The organism is Streptomyces sp. NPDC006687 (assembly GCF_040636215.1).
Classification (GTDB): Bacteria; Actinomycetota; Actinomycetes; order Streptomycetales; family Streptomycetaceae; genus Streptomyces.
Window position 1 is genome coordinate 104,268 of sequence record NZ_JBEYJJ010000014.1, and the last position, 25,711, is coordinate 129,978.

Annotated in this window: 24 protein-coding genes; 13 read left to right on the plus strand and 11 right to left on the minus strand. The window is 71.9% G+C overall.

Annotated features, from left to right (window positions below):
• Positions 1 to 111: 111 nt before the first annotated feature.
• From ABZ716_RS18955 to ABZ716_RS18985, 7 genes are all read right to left on the minus strand, one after another.
• Positions 112 to 378 carry a DUF3099 domain-containing protein gene (locus ABZ716_RS18955; protein ID WP_358960178.1) on the minus strand — a complete coding sequence of 89 codons (267 nt, stop codon included), beginning with the start codon at positions 376 to 378 and terminating at the stop codon, positions 112 to 114.
• A 107-nt stretch (positions 379 to 485) separates the two neighbouring features.
• On the minus strand, positions 486 to 776 hold the full coding sequence (locus ABZ716_RS18960) for a DUF1416 domain-containing protein (RefSeq protein WP_045950396.1): 291 nt from the start codon (positions 774 to 776) through the stop codon (positions 486 to 488).
• A 48-nt stretch (positions 777 to 824) separates the two neighbouring features.
• The gene (locus ABZ716_RS18965) at positions 825 to 1,670 is read right to left on the minus strand and encodes a sulfurtransferase (RefSeq protein ID WP_358813071.1); all 846 of its coding nucleotides are present in this window, start codon (positions 1,668 to 1,670) and stop codon (positions 825 to 827) included.
• 203 nt (positions 1,671 to 1,873) lie between these two features.
• A complete protein-coding gene (locus tag ABZ716_RS18970) occupies positions 1,874 to 1,957 on the minus strand; it encodes a putative leader peptide (protein WP_350206375.1) in 84 nt (27 codons plus the stop codon).
• A 161-nt stretch (positions 1,958 to 2,118) separates the two neighbouring features.
• Positions 2,119 to 2,847 (minus strand): DUF2993 domain-containing protein, encoded by a 729-nt coding sequence (locus ABZ716_RS18975; protein WP_358813070.1) that lies wholly within the window; start codon positions 2,845 to 2,847, stop codon positions 2,119 to 2,121.
• 109 nt (positions 2,848 to 2,956) lie between these two features.
• On the minus strand, positions 2,957 to 4,618 hold the full coding sequence (locus ABZ716_RS18980) for a hypothetical protein (RefSeq protein WP_358960181.1): 1,662 nt from the start codon (positions 4,616 to 4,618) through the stop codon (positions 2,957 to 2,959).
• A gap of 8 nt (positions 4,619 to 4,626) precedes the next feature.
• Complete coding sequence (locus ABZ716_RS18985) at positions 4,627 to 4,881, minus strand: MoaD/ThiS family protein (protein ID WP_351889749.1); 255 nt, start codon at positions 4,879 to 4,881, stop codon at positions 4,627 to 4,629.
• Positions 4,882 to 5,351: 470 nt separating this feature from the next.
• On the opposite strand from ABZ716_RS18985, the gene ABZ716_RS18990 reads away from it, so the two are divergent.
• The 5 genes from ABZ716_RS18990 to ABZ716_RS19010 all read left to right on the plus strand — a co-directional run bounded on the left by ABZ716_RS18990 (position 5,352) and on the right by ABZ716_RS19010 (position 10,818).
• Positions 5,352 to 6,143 (plus strand): response regulator transcription factor, encoded by a 792-nt coding sequence (locus ABZ716_RS18990; RefSeq protein WP_358813068.1) that lies wholly within the window; start codon positions 5,352 to 5,354, stop codon positions 6,141 to 6,143.
• Between the two features lie 117 nt (positions 6,144 to 6,260).
• The gene (locus ABZ716_RS18995; RefSeq protein WP_042812372.1) at positions 6,261 to 7,283 is read left to right on the plus strand and encodes a LacI family DNA-binding transcriptional regulator; all 1,023 of its coding nucleotides are present in this window, start codon (positions 6,261 to 6,263) and stop codon (positions 7,281 to 7,283) included.
• 152 nt (positions 7,284 to 7,435) lie between these two features.
• Positions 7,436 to 8,554, plus strand: a complete 1,119-nt coding sequence (locus ABZ716_RS19000) for a trypsin-like peptidase domain-containing protein (RefSeq protein ID WP_358960183.1) — start codon at positions 7,436 to 7,438, stop codon at positions 8,552 to 8,554.
• Between the two features lie 78 nt (positions 8,555 to 8,632).
• Positions 8,633 to 9,367, plus strand: coding sequence for a response regulator transcription factor (locus tag ABZ716_RS19005; RefSeq protein WP_358960186.1), 735 nt, complete (start codon positions 8,633 to 8,635; stop codon positions 9,365 to 9,367).
• Positions 9,364 to 10,818, plus strand: a complete 1,455-nt coding sequence (locus tag ABZ716_RS19010) for a HAMP domain-containing sensor histidine kinase (protein ID WP_358960188.1) — start codon at positions 9,364 to 9,366, stop codon at positions 10,816 to 10,818. The genes ABZ716_RS19005 and ABZ716_RS19010 overlap by 4 nt, the downstream gene beginning before the upstream one ends.
• On the opposite strand, the gene ABZ716_RS19015 is transcribed toward ABZ716_RS19010, so the two are convergent.
• Together ABZ716_RS19015 and ABZ716_RS19020 are read right to left on the minus strand one after the other, a co-directional pair.
• On the minus strand, positions 10,798 to 11,673 hold the full coding sequence (locus ABZ716_RS19015; protein ID WP_358813064.1) for a phosphatidylinositol-specific phospholipase C: 876 nt from the start codon (positions 11,671 to 11,673) through the stop codon (positions 10,798 to 10,800). The two genes, ABZ716_RS19010 and ABZ716_RS19015, sit on opposite strands and share 21 nt — an antisense overlap.
• A 79-nt stretch (positions 11,674 to 11,752) precedes the next feature.
• Positions 11,753 to 12,340 (minus strand): TetR/AcrR family transcriptional regulator, encoded by a 588-nt coding sequence (locus ABZ716_RS19020; RefSeq protein WP_358813063.1) that lies wholly within the window; start codon positions 12,338 to 12,340, stop codon positions 11,753 to 11,755.
• Between the two features lie 137 nt (positions 12,341 to 12,477).
• Here ABZ716_RS19020 and ABZ716_RS19025 point away from each other — a divergent pair, with 137 nt between their 5' ends.
• Entirely contained in the window at positions 12,478 to 13,263 is a 786-nt protein-coding gene (locus ABZ716_RS19025; protein WP_358960190.1) for an alpha/beta hydrolase, read from the plus strand.
• Between the two features lie 100 nt (positions 13,264 to 13,363).
• Here ABZ716_RS19025 and ABZ716_RS19030 read toward each other — a convergent pair whose 3' ends face one another.
• Complete coding sequence (locus ABZ716_RS19030; protein WP_358813061.1) at positions 13,364 to 15,181, minus strand: bifunctional metallophosphatase/5'-nucleotidase; 1,818 nt, start codon at positions 15,179 to 15,181, stop codon at positions 13,364 to 13,366.
• A gap of 139 nt (positions 15,182 to 15,320) precedes the next feature.
• On the opposite strand from ABZ716_RS19030, the gene mshD reads away from it, so the two are divergent.
• From mshD to pstB, 7 genes are all read left to right on the plus strand, one after another.
• Positions 15,321 to 16,253, plus strand: coding sequence for a mycothiol synthase (mshD, locus tag ABZ716_RS19035; protein WP_358813060.1), 933 nt, complete (start codon positions 15,321 to 15,323; stop codon positions 16,251 to 16,253).
• 583 nt (positions 16,254 to 16,836) lie between these two features.
• A complete protein-coding gene (locus tag ABZ716_RS19040; protein ID WP_358960192.1) occupies positions 16,837 to 19,122 on the plus strand; it encodes an RNA degradosome polyphosphate kinase in 2,286 nt (761 codons plus the stop codon).
• The gene (locus ABZ716_RS19045) at positions 19,103 to 20,071 is read left to right on the plus strand and encodes a CHAD domain-containing protein (RefSeq protein ID WP_358960195.1); all 969 of its coding nucleotides are present in this window, start codon (positions 19,103 to 19,105) and stop codon (positions 20,069 to 20,071) included. The genes ABZ716_RS19040 and ABZ716_RS19045 overlap by 20 nt, the downstream gene beginning before the upstream one ends.
• Positions 20,072 to 20,400: 329 nt before the next feature.
• Positions 20,401 to 21,540 carry a phosphate ABC transporter substrate-binding protein PstS gene (pstS, locus tag ABZ716_RS19050; protein ID WP_358960198.1) on the plus strand — a complete coding sequence of 380 codons (1,140 nt, stop codon included), beginning with the start codon at positions 20,401 to 20,403 and terminating at the stop codon, positions 21,538 to 21,540.
• Between the two features lie 152 nt (positions 21,541 to 21,692).
• On the plus strand, positions 21,693 to 22,685 hold the full coding sequence (gene pstC, locus ABZ716_RS19055; RefSeq protein ID WP_358813056.1) for a phosphate ABC transporter permease subunit PstC: 993 nt from the start codon (positions 21,693 to 21,695) through the stop codon (positions 22,683 to 22,685).
• Complete coding sequence (pstA, locus tag ABZ716_RS19060) at positions 22,685 to 23,767, plus strand: phosphate ABC transporter permease PstA (RefSeq protein WP_358813055.1); 1,083 nt, start codon at positions 22,685 to 22,687, stop codon at positions 23,765 to 23,767. Before pstC ends, pstA begins: the two co-directional genes overlap by 1 nt.
• 30 nt (positions 23,768 to 23,797) lie before the next feature.
• Positions 23,798 to 24,574, plus strand: coding sequence for a phosphate ABC transporter ATP-binding protein PstB (gene pstB / locus ABZ716_RS19065; RefSeq protein ID WP_358813054.1), 777 nt, complete (start codon positions 23,798 to 23,800; stop codon positions 24,572 to 24,574).
• 130 nt (positions 24,575 to 24,704) lie between these two features.
• Here pstB and ABZ716_RS19070 read toward each other — a convergent pair whose 3' ends face one another.
• On the minus strand, positions 24,705 to 25,706 hold the full coding sequence (locus ABZ716_RS19070) for an inorganic phosphate transporter (protein ID WP_358813053.1): 1,002 nt from the start codon (positions 25,704 to 25,706) through the stop codon (positions 24,705 to 24,707).
• Positions 25,707 to 25,711 lie beyond the last annotated feature (5 nt).

Here is a 25,711-nt window from a genome sequence, read left to right on the forward strand (position 1 = left end):
GGGTCCCCCCACAGGACTGGGGCGCGGGAGCGTTCGCCCGCGCACCACCAAGACCGCCGGGGAGACGATGCCGTTGTAGGCATCCTTATTACGCTTTTATCTCGAACGCGTTCAGTCCTCGGGCGGACGCCGCTTGCCGTCCAGTTCGTCCCACCACTCGTCGGACTTGGGGTCCCCCGAGGGGTCGTCCCACCACCGGTCTTCCGGCCCGCGCCGGTTCGCGACCATCGCGGCGACCGGCGGGATCACCATCGCGACCACGCACAGTGCGACGGCCGCCGGCACCGAGAACAGCCGCACGAAGGACCAGGCGGAGACGAAGAGGAACAGGCATCCGCCCATCAGCAGGAAATAGGCGCGCCGGCGCCGGGCGTACATGTCTCCAGCGTAGGGCCGCGGGCGGACGGCGCGAAGGGCCGCACCCCGATCCAGTGGCGTCCAACCCCCTGGGGTGCGGCCCTCCGGCCGGTACAGCGGTGCGGTGGTCAGACCGCGATGGCGACGTCCGTCACGCCGCCGGCCTCGGCGACCACCACGGCGCGGTCGGCCTGGCCGCCGGGCACCAGGGCCCGCAGCGTCCACGAGCCGGTGGCCGCGTAGAAGCGGAACTGGCCGGTCGCGGAGGTCGGGACCTCGGCGGTGAACTCGCCGGTCGAGTCCAGCAGCCGCACGTAGCCGCTGACGGGCTCGCCGTCCTTGGTCACCTGGCCCTGGATCGCGGTCTCACCGGGCTTGAGCGTCGCGAGGTCGGGCCCGCCGATCTGTGCTCCACACATGTTCTCTGTCCTGTCCTGAGAGAGTTGCTGCTGCGCCGGGGGGGCTGGTTACTTGTTCGGGCCGAGCTCGATCGGCACGCCGACGAGCGAGCCGTACTCGGTCCAGGAGCCGTCGTAGTTCTTGACGTTCTCCTGGCCCAGGAGCTCGTGCAGCACGAACCACGTGAGCGCGGAGCGCTCGCCGATGCGGCAGTAGGCGATGGTGTCCTTCGCCAGATCGACCTGCTCGGCCTCGTAGAGGGCGGTCAGCTCCTCGTCGGACTTGAAGGTGCCGTCGTCGTTGGCGTTCTTCGACCACGGGATGTTGCGGGCGCTCGGCACGTGGCCGGGGCGCTGCGACTGCTCCTGCGGGAGGTGGGCCGGGGCGAGGAGCTTGCCGGAGAACTCGTCGGGCGAGCGGACGTCGACCAGGTTCAGGGAGCCGATCGCGGCGACGACGTCGTCACGGAAGGCGCGGATGGAGGTGTCCTGCGGCTTGGCCTTGTACTGGGTGGCCGGGCGGTTCGGGACCTCCTTGCCGTCGACCAGGTCGCGGGAGTCGAGCTCCCACTTCTTGCGGCCGCCGTCGAGGAGCTTGACGTCCTGGTGGCCGTAGAGCTTGAAGTACCAGTAGGCGTACGAGGCGAACCAGTTGTTGTTGCCGCCGTAGAGGACGACGGTGTCGTCGTTGGAGATGCCCTTGGCGGACAGGAGCTTCTCGAAGCCCTCCTGGTCCACGAAGTCGCGGCGCACCGGGTCCTGGAGGTCCTGCTTCCAGTCGATCCGGACGGCGTTCTTGATGTGGTTCTTGTCGTACGCGGACGTGTCCTCGTCCACCTCGACGATCACGACGTTGGCGTCGTTCAGGTGGGCCTCGACCCAGTCGGCGTCGACGAGGACGTCGCTGCGGCTCATGGTGATCTCCTCCGGGGCAGTGTGCGGCGGGGCTGTGCTGGTGCTGCGGTGGGGCGGCGTTGCTGTGCGGGGACCGCTTCCTGCTGTCGCTCCACGGCCCTGCGCGGGGAGGCGTCAGGGGGCAGGAGGAGGCACGGCGGTGCGGTCGCGGTCTCGCGGGACGAAGGGCCGTCGGTCCGGCCGGCGGAGCGGAAGCTCACGCCTCACATGGAGCGACAGAGCATGGCGGCGACGCGACACAGGTCTACTGCCCGCCGCTTCGTGAGGTCCGCCTGCTGATGCTTCATAGCGAGGATCGTAGGGACGAACCGGCCGCCCTGTCACCGGCGTGTCATATGGCGAGACGGGATCGTCCGAATACTGGTACGAGAAAGCCCCGGCAGGCCGTTTCAGGGCCTGCCGGGGCTGGTCGTGCGGCCCGTTCTTCTGCGGATCGGACCGCGTCGTCTCACGATCCGGCCAGGCTCACGTCCGTGCCGGTCAGCGTGAGGTGGACGCCCGCCTCGTCCGAGGTCAGCGCGGTGAGCTTCAGACCGGCCGGGAGGCCGTCGTCGATGCGGCGCTCGAAGTCCGTCCGCTTGCGGATGGCGCTCTCGATCCCCGGTATGCCCTCGCCGGGTACGGAGTCGGCGCGGACGCGGACGGTCTTGCCGCCGGCGGCGGCGCCCGAGCCGTCCTTGCCGTCGACCAGGGTGACGGTGGAGATCACGCTGCGGGTGAGGGGGCGGCCCAGGACGTCCACCGTCGCGGTGACCTTCAGCTTGCCGGGCTGGCCGCCGTAGGTCAGCGTCGCGCCGTTCTGGGACGCCTTGGTGAGGTCCTCGTAGGAGATCAGCGCGGTGCCCTCGGCGCGCTTGGCGGTGCCGCCGGAGTAGTCCGCGTTCAGCTTCACGTCGTGGAAGCTGGCGTCGAGCTGCGACAGGCGCGTCTTGCGGCCGTCGGCGCCGGCGTCGACCCCCTTGAGCGTGAGGTCGACCTGCTCCAGCTCGTGGCTGAGGGCCTGGGTGAGGAAGGGGAAGCCGTGGATGTCCACCTCGGCGCTGCCGGCCAGGCCCTGGTGGGCCTGGACCTTCTCGGCGAGCCGGTTCTCGGCGTAGCTGACCGCCCACCGGTCGGCCCCCACGAACAGGCCCCCCAGCACCACGGCGACGATCACCACGAAACGCAGGAAACGCACGTGCCCTCCCCCTCTTCCTCGGTAGTACGTGCGTTCCAGTGGACCATGATCGTGGTCGGAGCGGGGTGAACCGGCCGGGTGAGCACCGTCTCCCCCCCCACCCCCTGCCTCAGCCCACCACCCGGCCGATCAGGTACACCGCCGGGGCGGCCACCGCCAGCGGCAGCGCGACACCGGCCGTCATGTGCACGAACTTCGACGGGTAGTCGTACGCCGCCACGCGCAGCCCGACCAGCGCGCACACCCCGGCCGCCAGACCGACCAGCGCACCGCCGGCGCCCAGCCCGACCAGCCCGCCGACCGCGATGCCCGCACCGGCCGCGGCGGCCAGCGCGACGCCCACGGAGGGCGCGGTCGGCAGCGGCAGGGCCCGCGCGAACACCGCGACGGCCACGGCGGCGGCCCCCGCGCTCACCGCGCCCATGTCAGCCGTGAGGAACCCGGCGCAGGCGATGGCCAGCGCGGCGGACGCAACCGAGGCCATCAGCCCGTACATCCGCTCGTCCGCGTCGGCGTGGCTGCGCAGCTGGAGCACCAGCGTGAGCAGCACCCACACGCCGAGGGTGCCGATGATCGCGCCGGGGCCGTACGTACCGTCCACCGCGAGCACCGCGCCGTCGGCGACGAGGGCTCCGGCGAAGGCGAGGGCGATGCCCTGACGGGCCGGCCACATGCCGTTGAGGCGGAACCAGCCCGCCGCGGTGAGGCCCTGGAGGGCGATCAGCGGCAGCAGCAGGGCGTACTGGCCCAGGGCGGCGGCCCCGGCCAGCAGGAGGCCGAGGGCGGCGGTGAGTATCGCCGACTGAGGCCCGGGGTCGATGATCGGCGACCGGCCCTCGGCCCGCGCCTGCGCGGGGTCGACGGCGCGCAGCGTGTTCCCGCCCAGCGTCGGCGGCGACCAGTCCGCCCCGGCGGCGGCCCCCGCCTGCGGCTCCGCCTCCCGCACGGGCGGCAGGTATGCCGTCTCGGCGGCGGCCACTTCGGCCTCCCGCACCGGCGGGAGATACGCCGTCTCGGCGGCGGCCGCATCGGGCTCCCGCACCGGCGGCAGGTACGCCGTCTCAGCGGCGGGGTCGGGCTGGGCGTCGCGGAACCACGCGTCCGGTACCGCCGGCTGGGGCTGCGGCTGCGCCGGCCCCGGGTACGGCGGCAGGTACGCGGTCTCGGCGGCGTCGGCGGACTCCCGTACGGGCGGCAGGTACGCCGTCTCCGCCACCGCGTCCGCGGGCTCCCGCACCGGCGGCAGGTACGCCGTCTCGGCGGCGGCCGAAGCGGGGTCCGGCCACGGGGCACCGCCCCCGGTCGGCTGCGCCGGCCCGGGGTCCCGTACGGGCGGCAGGTACGCCGTCTGCGCGGCGGCGTCCGGCTGCGGCTGGGCGTCGCGGAACCAGGCGTCCGGTACCGCCGGCTGCGGCTGCGCCGGGCCGGGGTACGCGGGCGCGTACCCGGCCCCGCCCGAGGAGGCGTCCGGCCACGGCACGCCCCCGCCCGTCTGCTGCGGCGGCTGCGGCTGCGGCTGGGCGTCGCGGAACCAGGAGTCGGGCAGGGCGGCGGCCTGCGGCTGCCCCTGCTGCGGCCACGCCGCACCCGCACCGGTACCGTCACCGGCCGCCCCCTGCCCCGGTACCGAGCCGAGCGGCGGCTGTACGGGCTGGTACCCGGTCTCCCAGGTGTCGGCCTGCCAGGTCTGCGTGCTGTACGGGTCCTGCTGGGCGGCGGCGGCCTGCTCCTGCCCCCGCTGCTGCTGGTGCTGCTCCTCGGGCGTGCTCATCTCCGCGCTCACCCGCCCGCGAACGGCGGGAGCACCTCGACGGTGCCCCCTTCGGTCAGCAGGACACCGTCATGCGCCCGCTTGCCCACGGGTTCGTCGTTCACGAGGAAGGAGCAGCGCTGCAGGACCCGGGTCAGCTCCCCCGGATGGCGTTCCCGCACTGCGTCGAGCGCCTCGGCCAGCGTGCGTGCCGAGTACGGCTCCTCCGCCGTCTTGGCCGCGGCTTTCGCCGCCGCCCAGTAGCGGATGGTTCCGGTTGCCACTGCAGCTCCTATCGTGTTCGGCTCCGTCGGATCTCGACCGTCGGCCTCCATGATGACCCCTCCGGCTCGTCACCCCGGCGTGCCTCCGCGCGCCGTACGTGCGCCCGGGCAGCCCGCGGGGGGTCCACCGATCCGGTGAAAACAGGGCATACGCAGGAGGAAGGCGTGGCGCGAACCACAGAATGCGGTGGATGGCAGCCCTCGGCCGTGAAAGGACGGGTGGGCTATTCTGGCGGCGTAGAGGATCCGGGCAACGTAGCCCCCGGGTCCTTTTGTGCTTTCAGCACGTTGAACGGACCGAGAAGAGTGGTATCCATCCGGACCTCAGGGCGCGGGGACCGGGCGGTACGCCAGGCAAGTCGTACGAAGCATGACCACGCACGTCCTCGACGGGACCGAGGAGGAACCGACGTGATGGACCAGCGAAGCAAACAGGTGCACGACCACCCGACCTGGGCAGGTGGTCGGTCGTGAGTTCTCTCCTGTTGCTGACCAACGCCCTGCAGCCCTCCGCCGAGGTGCTGCCCGCCCTCGGACTGCTGCTGCACAACGTCCGGGTCGCCCCGGCCGAGGGCCCGGCCCTCGTGGACACCCCCGGCGCCGACGTGATCCTCGTCGACGGCCGCCGCGACCTGCCGCAGGTGCGGTCGCTCTGCCAGCTGCTGCGCTCCACCGGGCCCGGCTGCCCGCTCATCCTCGTCGTCACGGAGGGCGGCCTGGCCGCCGTCACCGCCGACTGGGGCATCGACGACGTCCTCCTCGACACCGCCGGCCCGGCCGAGGTCGAGGCACGGCTGCGGCTGGCCACGGGCCGCCAGCAGCTCGGCTCCGACGACTCCCCGATGGAGATCCGCAACGGTGACCTGTCGGTGGACGAGGCGACGTACTCCGCCAAGCTCAAGGGCCGGGTCCTGGACCTGACCTTCAAGGAGTTCGAGCTCCTGAAGTACCTCGCCCAGCACCCCGGCCGGGTCTTCACCCGCGCCCAGCTGCTCCAGGAGGTCTGGGGCTACGACTACTTCGGCGGCACCCGGACGGTGGACGTCCACGTCCGGCGGCTGCGCGCCAAGCTCGGCCCCGAGCACGAGTCGCTGATCGGTACCGTCCGCAACGTCGGCTACCGCTTCGTCACCCCCGAGAAGGTCGAGCGGGCCGCGGCGGAGGCGGCGGCGAAGGCCGAGCGGAAGAAGGCTCCGGCCGAGGCCCCGGCTCCGGCGGAGGCGGAGACCCCGGCCCAGGCCCCGGCGGCCGTCCCCCGTTAGGAAGACCGAGGAAGCCCACGGAGTCCCATGGCGGCCCATGAGGGGGAGGTCCCTGTGACCATCCCCTCCCCAGGACGCCCTGCCCAGAGGTAGGTCACCCCGCGTAGACTTCCGCGCGTGGCCAAGGTGACGCGGGATGACGTTGCACGACTTGCGGGTACGTCTACCGCCGTCGTGAGCTACGTCATCAACAACGGACCCCGGCCGGTCGCCCCGGCCACGCGCGAGCGTGTCCTCGCCGCGATCAAGGACCTGGGCTACCGCCCGGACCGGGTCGCCCAGGCGATGGCATCGCGGCGTACCGACCTCATAGGCATGATCGTCCCGGACGCGCGGCAGCCGTTCTTCGCGGAGATGGCGCACGCGGTCGAGCAGGCCGCCGCCGAGCGCGGAAAGATGGTCCTGGTCGGGAACTCCGACTACCGGGACGAGCGCGAGGTGCACTACCTGCGCGCGTTCCTCGGGATGCGGGTCTCCGGGCTGATCCTGGTCAGCCAGGGCATGAGTGAGCGCGCCGCGTCGGAGATCGAGGCATGGGACGCGCGGATCGTGCTGCTGCACGAGCGTCCCGAGGCCATCGACGACGTCGCGGTGGTCACCGACGACATCGGCGGCGCGCAGCTCGCGACCCGGCACCTGCTGGAGCACGGGCACGAGTACGTGGCCTGTATCGGCGGCATCGAGAACACCCCGTCCGTCGGCGACCCGGTCGCCGACCACGTCGAGGGCTGGCGGCGGGCCATGCTGGAGGCCGGCCGCTCGGTCGAGGGGCGGGTCATCGAGGCCCCGTACAACCGCTACGACGCCTACCGGGTCGCCCTGGAGGTCCTGGCCCGGCCCGACCGGCCGACGGCGATCTTCTGCGCGACGGACGACCAGGCCATCGGGGTGCTGCGGGCCGCCCGGGAGCTGCGCATCGACGTGCCCGGGGAGCTGGCGGTGGCCGGCTTCGACGACGTGAAGGAAGCGGCGCTGACCGACCCGCCGCTGACGACGGTCTCCTCCGACCGGCCGGCGATGGCCCGCGCGGCGGTGGACCTCGTCCTGGACGACGCCCTGCGGGTGGCGGGCTCGCGGCGCGAGCGCCTGAAGCAGTTCCCGTCGGCCCTGGTCATCCGCCGAAGCTGCGGCTGCCGCTGAGCCCGGCCGCCGCGCGCCGCCGTCTTTCCGGCCCGCGCGGCGGGGCGCACGCGCGCCCCGCCGCGCCCCCTTATATCGGGCATACATGGTTCTGTCGGGCTTCTCAGCCGGGACTCAGGATCCTTTCATGATCCCTGGACAGAGTCACAGGCATGACCGACAGCTTCCGCCGCGAAGGCGAGTACCCCGAGGAGAACCGCCCCGCCCAGCCCTCGCCCTTCGGCGAGGAGTGGCAGCGCGGACGTGACCGGCTGGCCCAGGACGCGATGGGCGGCGGGTTCTACCCGCCCCCGCCCGCCTACCCCCCGGCCGCCCCCGCCGCCCCGGCCCCCGGGCCCAGCGCGAAGCGCCCCGTCGCGCTGCTCGCCGCCGTCGCCCTCGCGGCGGCCGTGGTCGGCGGTGGTACGGCGGTTGCCGTGCAGCAGTACCTCGGCGGGCACGGGACGGCCCCGGGCGGCTTCGCCGGCACCAACGTCTCCCAGTCCAGCCTCGGCACCGTCTCCGGCGTGGCCGAGCAGGTCAGCCCGTCCGTCGTCCGCATCGACACCCGTACGGGCTCCGGGCAGGGCACCGGCTCCGGCATCGTCCTGACCTCCGACGGGGAGATCGTCACCAACAACCACGTCGTCAGCGGCGCCTCGGAGATCCAGGTGACGATGAGCGACGGCAAGAAGTACACCGCCCGGACGCTCGGCACCGACCCCGGCAAGGACCTCGCCCTGATCAAGCTCCAGGGGGCGAGCGGCCTCAAGCCCGCCAAGCTCGGCAACTCCGACGGCCTCAAGGTCGGTGACCAGGTCCTGGCCATCGGCTCCCCCGACCGCCTCACCGGCACCGTCACCAGCGGCATCGTCTCCGCCCTCGACCGTGACGTGAACGTGCCCAGGTCCGAGGAACCGCAGCAGCGCCGGCAGGGGGGCGGCGGCTGGCCCTTCTCGTACGACGGCCAGCAGTTCAACGGCGACACCGGCTCGGACACCACCTCGTACAAGGCCATCCAGACCGACGCCTCGCTCAACCCGGGCAACTCCGGCGGCGCCCTCGTCAACATGAACGGCGAGATCGTCGGAATGCCCTCCGCGATCTTCTCCCCCTCCAGCGACAGCTCCAGCGCCGGCAGCGTCGGCCTCGGCTTCGCCATCCCCGTCAACACCGTCAAGGGCGACCTCGACTCCCTCCGCAAGGGCGGCACCGGATCCGGCGGCAGCTCCGACTCCGGACGCGGTGGCGGCAGCGGTCGCGGCGGCGACGGGTTCGGCATCTCCTTCTGAGCCCCGCGCGTTCTGACACCCTGGGACGCGACGGGTCCCGTCCCGCGCACCGACGACCACCACCCCTGGGGGAACAGCATGAATCCGGCCGAAGGCGCCCCGCAGCGGATCCTCGTCGTCGACGACGAGCCGGCCGTGCGCGAGGCCCTGCGGCGCAGCCTCGCCTTCGAGGGGTACGACGTACGGACCGCCGTCGACGGCATCGACGCTCTCGACCAGGCGGCCTCGTACGCCCCCGAACTGATCGTCCTCGACATCCAGATGCCCCGGATGGACGGGCTGACGGCGGCCCGCCGGCTGCGCGCCTCCGGCAGCCTCACCCCGATCCTGATGCTGACCGCCCGCGACACCGTCGGCGACCGCGTCACCGGCCTCGACGCGGGCGCCGACGACTACCTCGTCAAGCCCTTCGAGCTGGACGAGCTGTTCGCCCGCGTCCGCGCCCTGCTGCGGCGCAGCTCCTACGCCGCCCCCGCCGCCGGGCCGGCGCGGCACGAGGACGTCCTGACCTTCGCCGACCTGCGCATGGACGTCGCCACCCGCGAGGTCACCCGCGGCGGGCGGCCGGTGGAGCTGACCCGTACGGAGTTCACCCTGCTGGAGATGTTCCTCGCGCACCCGCGCCAGGTCCTGACCCGCGAGCAGATCCTCAAGACCGTCTGGGGCTTCGACTTCGAGCCCAGCTCCAACTCCCTCGACGTGTACGTGATGTACCTGCGCCGCAAGACCGAGGCGGGCGGCGAGCCGCGCCTGGTGCACACCGTGCGCGGGGTCGGGTACGTGCTGCGCGCCGGTGAGGGCGGGCCCGAATGACCAGTCCGGCCGCCCGGTTCCGCGCCCTGCCGCTGCGCTCCCGGCTGGCGCTGCTGGTGACCGTCGCGGTCGCGGTGGCGGTGGCGGCGGTGGCGGGGGTGTGCTGGGTGATGGTGCGGGCGCAGCTGAACGACCAGCTGAACCAGTCCCTGCTGGCGACCCAGCCCGACGAGCAGGTGGTGCGCACCCTGCGCGAGGGATGCGTGACCCGCCCGGCGGTGGTGCCGCCGAACATCGCCGAGGAGCTGGGACCCACCGTGCAGATCGTCACCGCGGACGGGGGCCGCTGCCTGGTCAGCGGCCGCAGCGACCTGCCCGTCTCCGCCGCGGACAAGGCCGTCGCCGCCGGGCTGAACGGCAAGTCCCTGCATGACGCGACCACCGGCGACGGCACCCGGATGCGCGTCTACACGATCAACAAGCGCCTCACCAACGGGGCGTCCTTCGGGGTCTCCATCGCCAAACCGCTGGCCGATATCGACCAGCCCCTGTCCACCCTGGCCTGGGTCCTGCTCCTGGTCTCCGGCGTCGGCGTGGTCGGCGCGGGCGCGGCCGGGCTGTGGGTGGCCCGGACGGGGCTGCGGCCGGTCGACGAGCTGACCGGGGTGGTCGAGCACATCGCCCGCACCGAGGACCTCACCGTGCGGATCCCCGAGGAGGGGGACGACGAGATCGCCCGGCTGTCGCGGTCCTTCAACTCCATGACCGAGGCCCTGGCCTCCTCCCAGGAGCGCCAGGCCCAGCTGATCGCGGACGCCGGGCACGAGCTGCGGACCCCGCTGACCTCGCTGCGGACCAACATCGAGCTCCTCGCGCGCAGCGAGGAGACCGGCCGGGCCATCCCGCCCGACGACCGCCGGGAGCTGCTGGCCTCGGTGAAGGCGCAGATGACGGAACTGGCCTCGCTGATCGGGGACCTCCAGGAGCTGTCCCGCCCGGACGCGGCCCCGCACGCCCCGCTCGGGGTGGTGGCCCTGCACGAGATCGCCGGGACGGCCCTGTCCCGGGCCCGGCTGCGCGGCCCCGAGCTCCGCTTCGACGCGGAACTGGAGCCGTGGTTCGTCCGGGGCGAGGCGGCGGCGCTGGAGCGGGCGGTGGTCAACCTCCTCGACAACGCCGTGAAGTTCAGCCCGCCCGGCGGCACGGTCGAGGTGGCGCTGCGGGCGGGCGAGCTGACGGTACGCGACCACGGGCCCGGTATTCCGGCCGAGGACCTCCCGTACGTCTTCGAGCGGTTCTGGCGCTCGGAGTCGGCCCGCGCGCTGCCCGGCAGCGGACTGGGCCTGTCCATCGTGGCCCGTACGGCCGCCCGCTCGGGCGGCACCGCCGAGCTGCGGGCGGCGGCGGACGGGGCCGGCGGGACGGAGGCGGTGCTGCGCATCCCGGGTGCCCCGACGCCGCCGCCCTCCGGGCAGCCGCAGGCGCGGGCGTCAGTTGTGCCGGATCAGTGAGGCGACCAGGCCGGAGCGGGTGTTCGGGAAGTCCATCGGGACGATGCCCAGCCCGGTCCGGCCGGCCAGTTCGGCGCCGTCGACGAAGGCGTGGACCTGCGGGTTGAGCCGGTCGGAGTTCCAGCGCGGGGGCATGTAGGCGGCGGTGCTGGTGTAGTTCACGAAGAGCTTGCCGGGCTGCTGGACGGCCTTGCGGAACTGGTCCTCGATCCGGCCGCGCTTGGCGAAGGGCTCGGTGTTGTAGTCGTCCTGGATGTCGAAGACGCCCCCGTCGCCGTAGCGCAGGCCGGGCAGGCCGGCGTTGTCGGCGAGGAGCACCACCTTGCCGCGGGCCTGGCCGAGGGTGGGCAGGGTGTCGGCGATCCGGAAGAGCGGGCGCCAGCCGCGGTGGTCGAGGTAGTCGTCGAAGACGGCGCGGAAGGTGGCGTCGCTCTCGGTGGAGTACTCCTGCTTCACGCGCATCAGGACGGTCTCCGAGGGGTGCGCGGAGAGGAAGGCGGCGCAGGCGACGAGGACGTCCCCGAACATCAGGTCCTGGAAGAACGCGGCGTGGTGGATGGCGAAGGAGCCGCCCGTCACCCGGCAGCGGACGTCGAGGAAGCGGATGCCGGAGTCGAGCTGCTCGGCGATCGAGGTGTTCTGGCAGGCGACGTAGAGGCCGCCCAGGCGGGCGCCGGAGTCGTGGGTGCCGGGGATGGTCATGCGCTGGAGGGCGGTGGAGTCGGCGAGGCCGGCCATCCAGTCCTGGGCTGCGAGGGTTCTCGTGGCGGCCCGGGCGGGGGGTGCCGCGCCGAGGGTGGCGGCGGTGGCCGCCGCCGCCGCGCCGGTGAGGAAGGTCCGTCGGTCCAGCGCCATGCCCGCTCCCGAGTCCGCGATCCGGTGTGCTCCGGCCACCGTGGCCGGACCGGATTATGGCGTGCGGGGCGTGCGCTTACTACCCGTCGGTACGGACCGGTTTTCCGAGCAACTCGGCCATGGCGCGCAGACCTTGGGCGAGCTCGGCTCCCGTCGGCGCGTGGTCCGGGTCGGTGAGGACCTGCACCATGACCCCGCTGAGCAGGGCGATGTGCAGGGAGCCGAGGGAGCGGACGTCCTCCTCGGTGACGGCGTCCTCGGGGACCCCGCGCAGCGCGGCGGCCACCATGCGCCGGTTGCGCCGCTGGCCCTCGGCGAGGATCGCGAGCAGCTCGGGTGAGGACTGGGCGTGGACGAACGCCTCGACGGAGGCGGTCCACAGCCAGCGCATCTCGGTGAAGTCGCGGATCTTGCGGTCCCAGGTGTCGGCGTAGCGCTCCTCGGCGGTGTCGCCCTGCCCGGCGAGCCGTCCGGCGCCGGCGGCCCACTCCTCCATGGCGGCGAAGAGGGCCTGGTTGAGGAGCACCTCGCGGGAGCCGAAGTGGTAGCCGATCGCGGCCATGCTCACCTGCGCCGCCGAGGCGATGTCCCGCACGGTCGTGCGCAGATAGCCCTTCTCCTCCAGGCAGCGGCGCGCTCCGGCCAGCAGGTCCTCGCGATTTCCCATGACGGGGATCGTAGTGGGGGGTGGGTTTGGGCGTATGCACTAGACGTACGTATTGCGCGCTTGCGCAAGTGGTGGCAGGCTGAAGCCGACGTCGCCACCGGGCACCGCGCCCAGCAACGAACGGGGAGAGCCACGCCATGCGCCACACACTGGACCTCGACGGACGCACGCTGTCGTACCTGGACTTCGGCGGCCCCGGCCGCCCGCTGCTCGCCCTCCACGGCGGTATGTCCGAGGCCGCCGCCTTCACCGGCCTGGCCGCCGCACTCGGCGACGAGTGGCGCGTCATCGCCCCCGACCAGCGCGGCCACGGCGACTCCGACCGGGCCCCGGACTACCGCCGCGAGGGCTACGTCGCCGACGCCGTCGCCCTCCTCGACCACCTCGGCCTCACCGAACCGGTCGCCCTCCTCGGCTACTCCCTCGGCGGCCTCAACGCCTACCACCTCGCCGCCGCCCACCCCGGCCGGATCGGCGTCCTGATCGGCGTCGACGCCACCGTCGAGATCCGCGTCCCCGCCGGGCCGCAGTGGTTCGACTTCCTCGGCGCGCTCCCGTACACCGCGCCCAGCCGCGAGGAACTCCTCGCCGCCGTCGACCCGGCCGCCCTGCCCTTCGTCGCCGACGGCGTACGCCCCCTGCCCGGCGGGGACGGCTGGCGGCTGGCCTTCCACGGCCAGGACATGCTCGACTCCATCCGCGCCTGCGAGGGCGACCACTGGGACACCTGGCTCGCGAGCACCTGCCCCGCCCTGCTCATCCACGCGAACCGCAGCCAGGCGCTCGGCCAGGCCGTCGCCGACGCGATGGTCACCCGGCGGCCCGGGACCTCGTACACGGCCCTGGACGGCGACCACTTCGTCCCCTTCACCGACCCGGAGGGGTTCCACGCGGCGGTGGCGAAGTACCTGGCGCAGGTCTGAGGGGCGGGGGCCGGGACGCGAAAGGGGCGGCGGGCCCGATGGCCCGCCGCCCCTCTTCTGTCAGTCCTGCCCCTGCCCTACTCGCAGTCCTGCCCTTGCCCTACTTGACGACCGTGATCCGGTCCGTCACCGGCGGAGCGATCGGCGCCGCCGCCGTGGACTTCGCCAGGAGGGCGTTGAACGCCTCCAGGTCCGGCACGCCGACCAGCTTGTTCTTGTGCTCCTTCAGGACGGTGAAGCCGTCACCGCCGCCCGCGAGGAACTCGTTCATCACGACCCGGTAGGTCTTCGCCGGGTCGATCGCCGCGCCGTTGAGCTTCACCGAGCCGACGACGATCCGGTCCGCGCCCGACTTCGTCATGTCCAGCGTGTAGGTCAGACCCTTCGAGACCTGGAGGATCTTCGGGTTCGGGCCGTTGACCGGGCCGCTGACCTGCTGCTGGAGCGCCGTGATCAGCTGCGCGCCGGTCAGGTCCACCACGTTCAGCAGGTTGTTGAAGGGCTGGACCGTGTACGACTCGCCGTACGTGACGACCCCGTCGCCCTCGTCCCCGGCCGCCTTGTACGCCAGGTCGGCGCGGATGCCGCCCGGGTTCATCAGGGCCAGCTGCGCCCCGCCCCTGTCCGCCGCGGCCGTCGCCTCCAGCTGCGCGTCCGCGATCAGGTCACCGAGCGGCTTCTCCGGCGCCTCCGAGCCACGGCCCGCGATGTCGGCGGAGATGTAGCCCATGGGACGGTTGGCGACCGGGGCCGCCAGCTTCTTCCAGCGGTCGATCAGCTCGGTCATGTCCGGGGCCTTCGGCAGGTCCCGGCTGACGACCTTGTTCACCGGCTTCGGCGACTGCACCGGCGTACGGACGATGTCCTTGGTCGCGCGGTCGTAGGTCAGCGTGGTGTCGGTGAACAGCCGGCCGTACGAGGCGGCCGAGGTGACCGTACGCGGGTTGCCCGCGGGGTCCGGGATGTTGCAGGAGTACGCCTGGTGGGTGTGGCCCGTCACCAGCGCGTCGACCTTCGGGCTCACGTTCTTGGCGATGTCGACGATCGCACCCGAGATGCCCGCGCCGGCGCCGGGCACGTTGCAGTCGTAGTTGTACGCGCCGCTCGCGGGCAGACCGCCCTCGTGGATCAGCGCCACGATCGACTTCACGCCCTGCTTGTCCAGCTCGGCGGCGTACTTGTTGATCGTCTCGACCTCGTCGCCGAACTTCAGGCCCTTCACGCCGTCGGCGGTGACGACGTCCGGGGTGCCCTCCAGGGTGACGCCGATGAAGCCGATCTTCACGTCCCCCTTCTTCCAGACGAAGGTGGGCGACATCAGCGGACGCTTGGTCTTCTCGTCCGTCACGTTCGCGGCGAGGTACTTGAACTCCGCTCCCGTGTAGGTCTTGCCGTACTCGAAGCAGCCTTCGACCGGGTGACAACCGCCGTACGCCATCCGGCGCAGCTCGTCCTTGCCCTCGTCGAACTCGTGGTTGCCGACGCTCGTCACGTCGAGCTTCAGCTTGTTCAGCGCCTCGACGGTCGGCTCGTCGTGGAAGAGACCGGACAGCATCGGGCTGCCGCCGATCATGTCGCCGGCCGCGGCCGTGACGGAGTACTCGTGGCCCTTGCGGGCCTCGCGCAGACCGGAGGCGAGGTACTCGACGCCGCCCGCGGGTATGGACTTGGTGGTGCCGTCAGCCTGCAGTTCGCCGACCGTGCCCGAGGAGCCCTGCGGGGGCTCCAGCGTGCCGTGGAAGTCGTTGAACGACAGCATCTGTACGTCGACGGTCCGGTTCTTGAGGGCCGCACCGCCGCCACTCGCGGCACCGGCGGGCAGTGCGACGGCGACCATCGCACCGGCCCCCGCGGTGAGGGCGAGGGCGCCGAGGGTCAACCGGCGGGCCGTGCGGTGCCGTTGTGGCTTCGCTGACATCTGTTCCCCTTTTTGGACAGCGAGACAACTGGGAATCGACCCGCAGCCTATGGTCAACGCGCGTAGCACTACCAGGGGGTAGCGGGTTGCGAGCTGGTTACGCACGCCCGTCGGGCAGTGTCGGTCGTAGGCTCGGAGCATGACTGACGCAGCAGCTACGGCCGTCGAGCCGGGACGGCACATCGAGATCCTCGACGAACTGACGGAGGAACAGGCCGAGGCGGTCCTCGCGCTGATCCACGAGGCGGCCCGCACCGACGGCACCACCGCCGTCTCCGAGCAGGGGCGCCTCCAGCTGCGCGGCGGCCCCCGCGAGGGCATCCGCCACTTCCTCGCCACCGTCGACGGGCGGCTCGTCGCATACGGGCAACTGGAGGACACCGACCCGGTGGAGGCCCCCGCCGCCGAGCTCGTCGTCCACCCCGCGCTGCGCGGCCGCGGCCACGGGCGGGCCCTGGGCAACGCCCTCCTGGGCGCCTCCGGCAAGCGGATCCGGGTCTGGGCCCACGGCGGCAAGTCCGCCGCCCGGCACCTCGCGCAGGTCCTCGGCTTGACCCTGTTCCGCGAACTCCGCCAGCTGCGCCGCCCCCTGGGCCCGGGCTCGGCCCCGCTCCCCGAACCGGTGCTCCCGGCCGGGGTGACCGTCCGCACCTTCGTCCCCGGCCAGGACGACGCGGCCTGGCTCGCCGCGAACGCCGCCGCCTTCGCGCACCACCCGGAGCAGGGCTCGCTGACGCAGCGGGACCTCGACGACCGCATGGCGCAGCCGTGGTTCGACCCCAAGGGGTTCTTCCTGGCGGAGCGGGAGGGCGAACTGGCCGGCTTCCACTGGACGAAGGTCCACGGCGAGGAGCAGCTCGGCGAGGTCTACGTGGTCGGCGTCCGCCCGGGCGCCCAGGGCGGCGGCCTCGGCAAGGCCCTCACCGCCATCGGCCTCCACCACCTGGCGGGCCAGGGCCTCCCGACGGCGATGCTCTACGTGGACGCCGACAACCCGGCGGCCCTGGCGGTGTACGAGGGCCTGGGCTTCACGACGCACGAGGTGGATCTGATGTACCGCACGGAGAGCTGAGGACTGGGGAGCGGGGGCGATCCGTCCCCGCTTGTGCCTGTGGGGGCGGGGACGCGGGCCCGCTATCTCCCCCTCGACCCCCCGGGCCACCTCGGCGCCTGCCCACCCGCCTCCCCGGGTGCGGGGCGGTGGCCGGCCCCCGTGCATGTGTCCGGCGCCGGGGGCGCGGCACGCGCCAGATCGCTACGCGGTTCTCTTTTCTCGGCGGCTGCGGGCCGCCTGGGGTTGCTACCTGCACGAAACGCCGAACAGAGCAGCGTTCGGGACCACGGGCGCCTCAGATCGCTACCCGCTGCGCACGTCTCGGCGGCTGCCGCTGGTCTGGGGCTGGTCACAGGCGGGCTGGACGTTGGCTGCGGCGGTGGGGGACGCGCTCGCCCGGCTCGGCTGACGCGCCCCCCCGGGGGGCCACCCGTCCGGCGGTATGCGGGGAATGGTGTCCGCAGGCGGGGTCTGGAAGCCATACGCCATTAACCGGGCATTCAGACACGCTTGCGAGCCTCCCCGTATGCAGCCCCGCCTCCGCCTGACCGCGGACACGTCCGACGCGCCTGTCCTGCCCCGTGCGCGGAAGAATGGAGTCATGAGCCACCAGCCCAGCGCAGGCCCCACCGAGGTCCCCGCCCAGCAGCCGTCTCACAGCTCCGACGCCGCCCCCGCGAGGCCGCCGGCGAAGTCGCATCTCGGGTCCATAGCCGGCCATCGCCTCCGCAGCGGTCCCACCACCACGGGCCGCCTCGACCTCGATCCCGACCTGGACGCCGACCTCGACTCCTACGAGGACAAGGACGAGGACGGCGAGCTCCCCGCCAACCGGTTCCTCGACCGGGAGCGCAGCTGGCTGGCCTTCAACGAGCGCGTGCTGGAGCTGGCCGAGGACCCCGCCACCCCGCTGCTGGAACGCGCGAACTTCCTCGCGATCTTCGCGAGCAACCTGGACGAGTTCTTCATGGTCCGCGTCGCCGGCCTCAAGCGCCGCATCGCGACCGGTGTCGCCACGCGCTCGGCCTCCGGCCTCCAGCCCCGCGAGGTGCTGGACCTGATCTGGACCCGCTCCCGTGAGCTCATGGCCCGGCACGCCGCCTGCTACCAGCAGGACATCGCCCCCCAGCTCGCCGAGGAGGGCATACACCTGATCCGGTGGCCCGACCTCACGGAGAAGGAGCAGGCGCGGCTGTTCACCCTGTTCCGCAACCAGATCTTCCCGGTGCTCACCCCGCTGGCCGTGGACCCCGCGCACCCCTTCCCGTACATCTCCGGCCTGTCGCTGAACCTGGCCGTCGTCGTGCGCAACCCCGTCAGCGGCCACCGGCACTTCGCCCGGGTCAAGGTCCCGCCGCTGCTCTCCCGCTTCCTGGAGGCGTCCCCGCAGCGCTACGTCCCGCTGGAGGACGTCATCGCCGCGCACCTGGAGGAGTTGTTCCCCGGCATGGAGGTGCTGGCGCACCACATGTTCCGGGTGACCCGCAACGAGGACCTGGAGGTGGAGGAGGACGACGCGGAGAACCTCCTCCAGGCCCTGGAGAAGGAGCTCATGCGGCGCCGGTTCGGGCCGCCCGTGCGGCTGGAGGTCGAGGAGTCCATCGACCCGGGCGTGCTGGACCTGCTGGTGCAGGAGCTGAACGTCTCTGCCGCCGAGGTGTACCCGCTGCCGGGGCCGCTGGACCTGACCGCGCTGTTCGGGATCTCCTCGCTGGACCGGCCGGAGCTGAAGTACCCGAAGTTCGTCGCCGGTACGCACCGCGACCTCGCCGAGGTCGAGTCGGCCTCGGCGCCCGACATCTTCGCCGCGCTGCGCGAGCGGGACGTGCTGCTGCACCACCCGTACGACTCCTTCTCCACCTCCGTGCAGGCTTTCCTGGAGCAGGCCGCCGCCGACCCCGACGTCCTCGCGATCAAGCAGACGCTGTACCGCACCTCGGGTGACTCCCCCATCGTGGACGCCCTGATCGACGCCGCCGAGTCCGGCAAACAGGTCCTCGTACTCGTCGAGATCAAGGCCCGTTTCGACGAGCAGGCGAACATCAAGTGGGCGCGCAAGCTGGAGGAGTCCGGCTGCCACGTGGTCTACGGCCTGGTCGGCCTCAAGACCCACTGCAAGCTCTCCCTCGTCGTCCGCCAGGAGGGCGAGACGCTGCGCCGCTACAGCCACGTCGGCACCGGCAACTACCACCCCAAGACCGCCCGCCTGTACGAGGACCTCGGCCTGCTCACCGCCGACCCGCAGGTCGGCGCCGACCTCTCCGACCTCTTCAACCGGCTCTCCGGCTACTCCCGCCGCGAGACCTACCGCCGGCTGCTGACCGCCCCGAAGTCCCTGCGCGACGGGCTCATCGCGCGCATCGACAAGGAGGCCGACCACCACCGGTCCGGCCGCCCGGCGTCCGTCCGGCTGAAGATGAACTCGATCGTCGACGAGGCCCTGATCGACGCCCTCTACCGGGCCTCCCAGGCGGGGGTCCCCATCGACATCTGGGTGCGCGGCATCTGCGCCGTACGCCCGGGGGTCCCGGGGCTGTCGGAGAACATCCGGGTCCGCTCGATCCTCGGCCGCTTCCTGGAGCACTCCCGGGTCTTCGCCTTCGGCAACGGCGGCGAACCCGAGGTGTGGATCGGCAGCGCCGACATGATGCACCGCAACCTCGACCGCCGCATCGAGGCACTGGTCAGGGTCACCGACCCCGGCCACCGCGCGGCACTGGACCGGATGCTGGAGACCGGCATGTCCGACGCCACCTCCTCCTGGCACCTGGGCCCGGACGGCGAATGGACCCGGCACAGCACCGACGCCGAGGGCCAGCCGCTGCGGCACGTACAGGAGATGCTCATAGACGCCCGGAGGCGCCGGCGTGGCTCAGCAAAACCATGACCCGACCGCAGGTGACGTGCTCGGCGTCTACCTGCGTTCCCAGGCCACCGCTTTCCTGCGCGCGCTGCGCCTGCATGACGCGGGCGCGGCGGGCGCGGGCGGCGGCGGCCCCGACACCGGCCACGACGGTGAGGCGGCGCACGGCCTGCGGGGGGCCGCGCGCCGCATCGCCTCGTCACTGAGCACCTTCCGGGCCGTCACCCAGGCGGGCTGGGCGGATCCGCTGCGCACCGAGCTCGTCTGGTTGTCCTCCACCCTGGCGGACGAGCACGCGTACGCGGCCCGGCTGGCCCGGCTGCTGGAGGCCCTGCAACGGCTTTCGGCCTCCCCCGAGGTGCCGGCCCCGCGCGGCAGCGCCTCGGGCGCGCTGACGGTCGGCTCGGCGCGCGCCGGCGCCCTCCTGGAGCGCCAGCTCACCCTGGCGCGCACCCGGGCGCACTCGGCCACCCTCCAGGCGCTGGGCTCGGCCCGGTTCCACGCGGTGGCCGACGCGGTGGCGGTCCTCGCCTCCGAGGTCCCGCTCGACCCGGTGGCGGCCGGCGGCCGCGTGGACGACGTCCTGACCCCGCTGGCGGCGGTGGCCCGGACCCGTCTGGAGACGGCGGTCACGGCCCTCCCCGCCACCGACGCCTCCGCCCCCTACTCGGCGCACGCGGACGCCGCCTGGCACGAGGTACGCCGGCTGCTGCGCGTGCACCGCTACGCACGCGAGGCCCTGGGCGCGTACGAGCCCCACCTGGCGGCGGCGAGCGAGGCGCTGAACCAGCACCGGGACGCCTCCGAGGCCGCCACCGCCTCGGCGGCGGCCGCCCGCACCCCGCGCATCGCCCCGGCGACGGCCTACGCCCTGGGCGTGCTCCACGCCGACCAGCGGCACGCGGTGGAAGCCAGCCGCCTCAGCTTCCACACCCTGTGGCAGCCGGCGGCGGCCGTCCCGGCGGGGTCGTGAGGGGAGGGCCCCACCGACGAGATCCAGCCACCCCACCCCTCCATGCCCCGCAACCCGGGCCCGCAAGGTCACGGCACCGTAACGGGCGGATAACGCCCGCTTGATCCCCGGTGAAAACCCACCCATCCGCACCCGCCCGTCCGCCACGGTTCACCGCCCGTTCACCAACCCCCGCCGACCCCGTCACCTGTTCTGCCTAATTTCGGTACCGCACGGTGCGAGCCGAACGAGAACGAACGGTCCCGCACCTCACCGATCACGTAGTCCTCTTCGCACGCCGCCCCGATCCAGAAAGCGGCCGGCGGCTCCTCGGAAGGAACACCCGAACAGTGAAGCTTCAGCGCAAGAACCGGCTTCGTGCCTCCGCCCTCGGGGCTCTCGTCGTGTCCGGCGCCCTGGTCCTGACGGCGTGCGGCTCGGACGACAACACGAAGACCGGCGCCGACGGCACCACGAAGGCATCGGCCCCCGCCCCCGGCGACATCAAGTGCGACGGCGCCAAGGGCAAGCTGCTGGCCTCCGGCTCCTCCGCCCAGAAGAACGCCGTGGACCTTTGGGTCAAGAACTACATGGCCGCCTGCTCCGGCGTCGAGGTGAACTACAAGTCCTCCTCCTCCGGTGAGGGCATCGTCGCGTTCAACCAGGGCACCGTCGGTTTCGCCGGCTCGGACTCGGCGCTGAAGCCCGAGCAGGTCGAGGACTCGAAGAAGATCTGCGCCGGCGGCCAGGGCATCAACCTGCCGATGGTCGGCGGCCCCATCGCCCTCGGCTTCAACGTCGCCGGCGTGGACAAGCTGAACCTCGACGCCGCCACGATCGCCAACATCTTCAACGACAAGATCAAGAAGTGGGACGACGAGGCGATCAAGAAGCTGAACCCCGGCGCCACGCTTCCCTCCACCGCCATCCAGGCGTTCCACCGCTCCGAGGACTCGGGCACCACCGAGAACCTGGGCAAGTACCTCAAGGCCGCCGCCCCCGACGCCTGGTCCTACGAGGCGTCCAAGAAGTGGCCGGCCCCCGGTGGCCAGGCCGCCTCCGGCTCCGCCGGTGTCGCCTCCCAGGTCAAGGCCGTCGACGGCGCGATCGGCTACTTCGAGCTCTCGTACGCCACCTCGCAGAGCATCAAGACGGTCGACGTGAACACCGGCGCCACCGCCCCGGTCAAGGCCACCCCGGAGAACGCCTCCAAGGCCATCTCCGCCGCCAAGATCGCCGGCACCGGCTCGGACCTGGCCCTCAAGCTCGACTACGCCACCAAGGCCGAGGGCGCGTACCCGATCGTCCTGGTCACCTACGAGGTCGTCTGCGACAAGGGCAACAAGCCCGAGACGCTCGGCACCGTGAAGTCCTTCCTGGAGTACACCGCCTCGGACGCCGGCCAGAAGGCCCTCACCGAGAACGGCTACGCCCCGATCCCGACCGAGATCAACAGCAAGGTCCGCGAGGTCATCAAGTCCCTCGCCTGAGACCCACCGTCCACGGCTCCAAGTCCTGACCCCCGAGGTCCGGCCCGCCCCGTCCAGGGGCGGCCCGGACCCGGGGACCCTCCCCCTCCACCCCGGGGGAATCCGGTGCACCGCCGCCAGGGGGCTCGCCCCCCACACAGACCGGAAAGACCATGGCTTCCAGCACACCCACCCACCAGATAGACACGGCTCCGCCTGTCTCCAGGAGCGCGAGGTCCACCGGCCGCGCCGGTGACAAGATCTTCTCCGGGCTCTCCAAGGGCTCCGGCATCCTGCTCCTGGTGATCATGGCGTCGATCGCCGCCTTCCTCACCTACCGGGCCAGCATCGCCCTGTCGAAGAACGAGGGGAACTTCCTCACCACCTTCGACTGGAACGCCTCCGCCCGGCCCCCCGTCTTCGGCATCGCCGTCCTGCTCTTCGGCACCGTCGTCAGCTCGGTCATCGCGATGGTCATCGCGGTTCCGATCGCCGTCGGCATCGCCCTGTTCATCTCGCACTACGCGCCGCGCAAGCTGGCCACGCCCCTCGCCTACGTGGTGGACCTGCTGGCCGCCGTGCCGTCGATCATCTACGGCATCTGGGGCGCCCTCTTCCTCGTCCCGCAGCTGGGCGGGCTGAACCTCTGGCTCGACCAGTACCTCGGCTGGACCTACGTCTTCGACAAGACCCAGGTCGGCGTCGCCCGCTCGCTGTTCACCGTCGGCATCCTCCTCGCGATCATGATCCTGCCGATCGTGACGAGCGTCAGCCGCGAGGTCTTCCTCCAGGTCCCGCGCATGAACGAGGAGGCCGCCCTGGCCCTCGGCGCGACCCGCTGGGAGGTCATCCGCCTGTCGGTGCTGCCCTTCGGCCGCTCCGGCGTCATCTCCGCCTCCATGCTCGGCCTCGGCCGCGCGCTCGGCGAGACCATGGCCGTGGCCACCGTCCTCTCCCCGAGCTTCCTGATCTCGCTGCACATCCTGGACGCCGGCGGCGGCACCTTCGCGCAGAACATCGCCGCGAAGTTCGACGAGGCCAACGAGTTCGGCCGTGACGCGCTCATCGCCTCCGGCCTCGTCCTCTTCCTGCTGACCCTGCTCGTCAACGGTGCGGCCCGCCTGATCATCGCCCGTCGCAAGGACTTCTCGGGGGCGAACGCCTGATGAGCCACGCACTGCAGGACCACCGGCCCGCTCCGGCCCGCAAGTCCGCCGCCCCCTCCGGCCTGACCCGCGGCGGCCTGCCCCGCTGGGCCCCCGCCGGAATCGCCGCCGCCTCCGCCGTCCTCGGCACGGTCATCGGCCTCGTCTTCGACCTGCACAGCAAGGTCCAGTGGGGCCTGATCGCCGCCCTGCTGTTCATCGTGATCACGTACACGGCCAGCTCGGTCGTCGAGAACGGCCGCCAGGCCAAGGACCGCGTCGCGACCTCCCTCGTCTGGGTCTGCTTCGTCCTCGCGGTCGTCCCGCTGCTCTCCCTGATGTGGACGACGGTCAGCCGCGGCATGGAGGCCCTCGACGGCGCCTTCCTCAGCCACTCCATGAACGGCGTGACCAGCTTCGAGAAGGGCGGCGGCGTCTACCACGCGCTGCTCGGCACCCTGGAGCAGGTCGGCCTCGCCACCCTGATCGCGGCCCCGATCGGCCTGCTGACCGCCGTCTACCTGGTCGAGTACGGCAAGGGCAGGCTGGCCCGCGCCGTCACCTTCTTCGTCGACGTCATGACCGGCATCCCCTCCATCGTCGCGGGCCTGTTCATCCTGACGACCTGGAACCTGATGCTCGGCTTCGGCCCCTCCGGCTTCGCCGGCGCAATGGCCCTGTCGATCCTGATGATGCCGGTCGTCGTCCGCTCCACCGAGGAGATGCTCAAGCTCGTCCCGAACGAGCTGCGCGAGGCCGCCCTGGCCCTCGGCGTGCCCAAGTGGCGCATGATCCTCAAGGTGGTCCTGCCGACGGCCATCGGCGGCATCGCCACCGGTGTCATGCTGGCCGTCGCCCGTATCGCCGGCGAGACCGCGCCGATCATGCTGCTGGTCTTCGGGTCCCAGCTGATCAACGGCAACCCCTTCGAAGGTGCCCAGTCCTCCCTCCCGCTGTACATCTGGGAGCAGTACAAGGTCGGCAGTGAAGCCTCCTACGACCGGGCCTGGGCCGCGGCGCTCGTGCTGATCGCCTTCGTCATGATCCTGAATCTGGTGGCCCGCGGCATAGCCCGCTGGAAGGCCCCGAAGACCGGTCGCTGACGCGACTGTATGAAAGCGAAGTGACCCCTCATGGCCAAGCGAATCGACGTCAGCGGCCTCTCCGCCTTCTACGGCAGCCACAAGGCCATCGATGACATCTCGATGACCGTGGAACCCCGCTCCGTGACGGCCTTCATCGGCCCCTCCGGCTGCGGCAAGTCCACCTTCCTGCGCACCCTGAACCGGATGCACGAGGTCACCCCCGGCGGCCGCGTCGAGGGCAAGGTGCTGCTGGACGACGAGAACCTGTACGCCTCGAACGTGGACCCCGTCGCGGTGCGCCGCACCGTCGGCATGGTCTTCCAGCGCCCGAACCCCTTCCCCACCATGTCGATCTTCGACAACGTGGCGGCGGGCCTGCGCCTGAACGGCAGCTACCGCAAGGCCGAGCTCGCCGACATCGTGGAGCGCTCCCTCAAGGGCGCCAACCTCTGGAACGAGGTCAAGGACCGCCTGAACAAGCCCGGCTCGGGCCTGTCCGGCGGCCAGCAGCAGCGCCTGTGCATCGCCCGCGCCATCGCGGTGGAGCCGCAGGTCCTGCTGATGGACGAGCCCTGCTCCGCCCTCGACCCGATCTCCACCCTCGCCATCGAGGACCTGATCGGGGAGCTGAAGGAGCGGTTCACGATCGTCATCGTGACCCACAACATGCAGCAGGCGGCCCGCGTCTCGGACCGCACCGCCTTCTTCAACCTCGCCGCCGTCGGCCAGCCCGGAAAGCTGATCGAGATCGACGACACGGACCGGATCTTCTCCAACCCGTCCGTCCAGGCCACCGAGGACTACATCTCGGGCCGCTTCGGCTGATCCAGCCGGGGCCGCTCGCACGGACGTCCGGCGGTGCTGCATGGCGGTGCCACCGCAGGACGGAAAGAAAGAGGGCCGGCTCCCCCTGGGTGGGGGGAGCCGGCCCGTTTCCGTACCGGGTGTGTCCGTCTCAGCCGACGAAGGCCAGGTCCGCGAGCCAGAAGACGAGCGCGGCGACCAGGCCCGCCGCCGGCATGGTGATGAACCAGCCGAGGATGATGTTCTTGGCCACGCCCCAGCGGACCGCGTTGACCCGCTTCGTCGCCCCCACACCCATGATCGCCGAGGTGATCACGTGGGTGGTGGAGATCGGCGCCTTGAAGAGGAAGGCGGTGGCGAACATGATCGAGGCACCGGTGGTCTCCGCCGCGAAGCCCTGCGGCGGGTCCAGCTCGATGATCTTGCGGCCGAGCGTGCGCATGATGCGCCAGCCGCCCGCGTACGTGCCGAGCGACAGCATCACCGCACACGCGATCTTCACCCAGACCGGGATCGGATCGTCGGCGCCCTGCACATCGGCGATGACCAGGGCCATCACCACGATGCCCATCGTCTTCTGGGCGTCCTGGAGGCCGTGCCCGAGGGCCATGCCGGCCGCCGAGACGGTCTGCGCGATCCGGAAGCCGCGCTTGGCCTTGTGCGGGTTGGAGCGGCGGAACATCCACAGGATGGCGACCATCACCAGGTAGCCGACGAGGAGGCCGACGACCGGTGACAGGAACATCGGGATGACGACCTTGTCCAGCACCCCGTCCCACAGGACGCCGATCCCGCCGGCCAGCGCCGCGCCCACCATGCCGCCGAACAGCGCGTGCGAGGAGGACGAGGGCAGCCCGAAGTACCAGGTGATCAGGTTCCACACGATCGCGCCGACGAGGGCGGAGAAGAGGATCCACATGCCGCGGTTGCCCTGCGGGGTCTCGATGAGCCCCTTGCTGACCGTCTGCGCGACACCGCTGCCCAGGAAGGCACCGGCGAGGTTCATCACCGCGGCCATGGCCAGCGCCGCGCGCGGGGTCAGGGCCCGCGTCGAGACGGAGGTCGCGATGGCGTTCGCGGAGTCGTGGAAACCGTTCGTATACGTGAAGCCGAGCGCGACACCGATGGTCACGATCAGAGCGAAGGTGTCCACGAGGT

Excerpts from the sequence above, each read along its gene's own strand:
- ABZ716_RS18955 (WP_358960178.1), bottom strand. The coding sequence starts at position 378 with ATGTACGCCCGGCGCCGGCGCGCCTATTTCCTGCTGATGGGCGGATGC.
- ABZ716_RS18960 (WP_045950396.1), bottom strand. The coding sequence starts at position 776 with ATGTGTGGAGCACAGATCGGCGGGCCCGACCTCGCGACGCTCAAGCCC.
- ABZ716_RS18965 (WP_358813071.1), bottom strand. The coding sequence starts at position 1,670 with ATGAGCCGCAGCGACGTCCTCGTCGACGCCGACTGGGTCGAGGCCCAC.
- ABZ716_RS18970 (WP_350206375.1), bottom strand. The coding sequence starts at position 1,957 with ATGAAGCATCAGCAGGCGGACCTCACGAAGCGGCGGGCAGTAGACCTG.
- ABZ716_RS18980 (WP_358960181.1), bottom strand. The coding sequence starts at position 4,618 with ATGAGCACGCCCGAGGAGCAGCACCAGCAGCAGCGGGGGCAGGAGCAG.
- ABZ716_RS19000 (WP_358960183.1), top strand. The coding sequence starts at position 7,436 with ATGACCGACAGCTTCCGCCGCGAAGGCGAGTACCCCGAGGAGAACCGC.
- ABZ716_RS19005 (WP_358960186.1), top strand. The coding sequence starts at position 8,633 with ATGAATCCGGCCGAAGGCGCCCCGCAGCGGATCCTCGTCGTCGACGAC.
- ABZ716_RS19010 (WP_358960188.1), top strand. The coding sequence starts at position 9,364 with ATGACCAGTCCGGCCGCCCGGTTCCGCGCCCTGCCGCTGCGCTCCCGG.
- ABZ716_RS19015 (WP_358813064.1), bottom strand. The coding sequence starts at position 11,673 with ATGGCGCTGGACCGACGGACCTTCCTCACCGGCGCGGCGGCGGCGGCC.
- ABZ716_RS19020 (WP_358813063.1), bottom strand. The coding sequence starts at position 12,340 with ATGGGAAATCGCGAGGACCTGCTGGCCGGAGCGCGCCGCTGCCTGGAG.
- ABZ716_RS19025 (WP_358960190.1), top strand. The coding sequence starts at position 12,478 with ATGCGCCACACACTGGACCTCGACGGACGCACGCTGTCGTACCTGGAC.
- ABZ716_RS19030 (WP_358813061.1), bottom strand. The coding sequence starts at position 15,181 with ATGTCAGCGAAGCCACAACGGCACCGCACGGCCCGCCGGTTGACCCTC.
- mshD (WP_358813060.1), top strand. The coding sequence starts at position 15,321 with ATGACTGACGCAGCAGCTACGGCCGTCGAGCCGGGACGGCACATCGAG.
- ABZ716_RS19040 (WP_358960192.1), top strand. The coding sequence starts at position 16,837 with ATGAGCCACCAGCCCAGCGCAGGCCCCACCGAGGTCCCCGCCCAGCAG.
- pstC (WP_358813056.1), top strand. The coding sequence starts at position 21,693 with ATGGCTTCCAGCACACCCACCCACCAGATAGACACGGCTCCGCCTGTC.
- pstA (WP_358813055.1), top strand. The coding sequence starts at position 22,685 with ATGAGCCACGCACTGCAGGACCACCGGCCCGCTCCGGCCCGCAAGTCC.
- pstB (WP_358813054.1), top strand. The coding sequence starts at position 23,798 with ATGGCCAAGCGAATCGACGTCAGCGGCCTCTCCGCCTTCTACGGCAGC.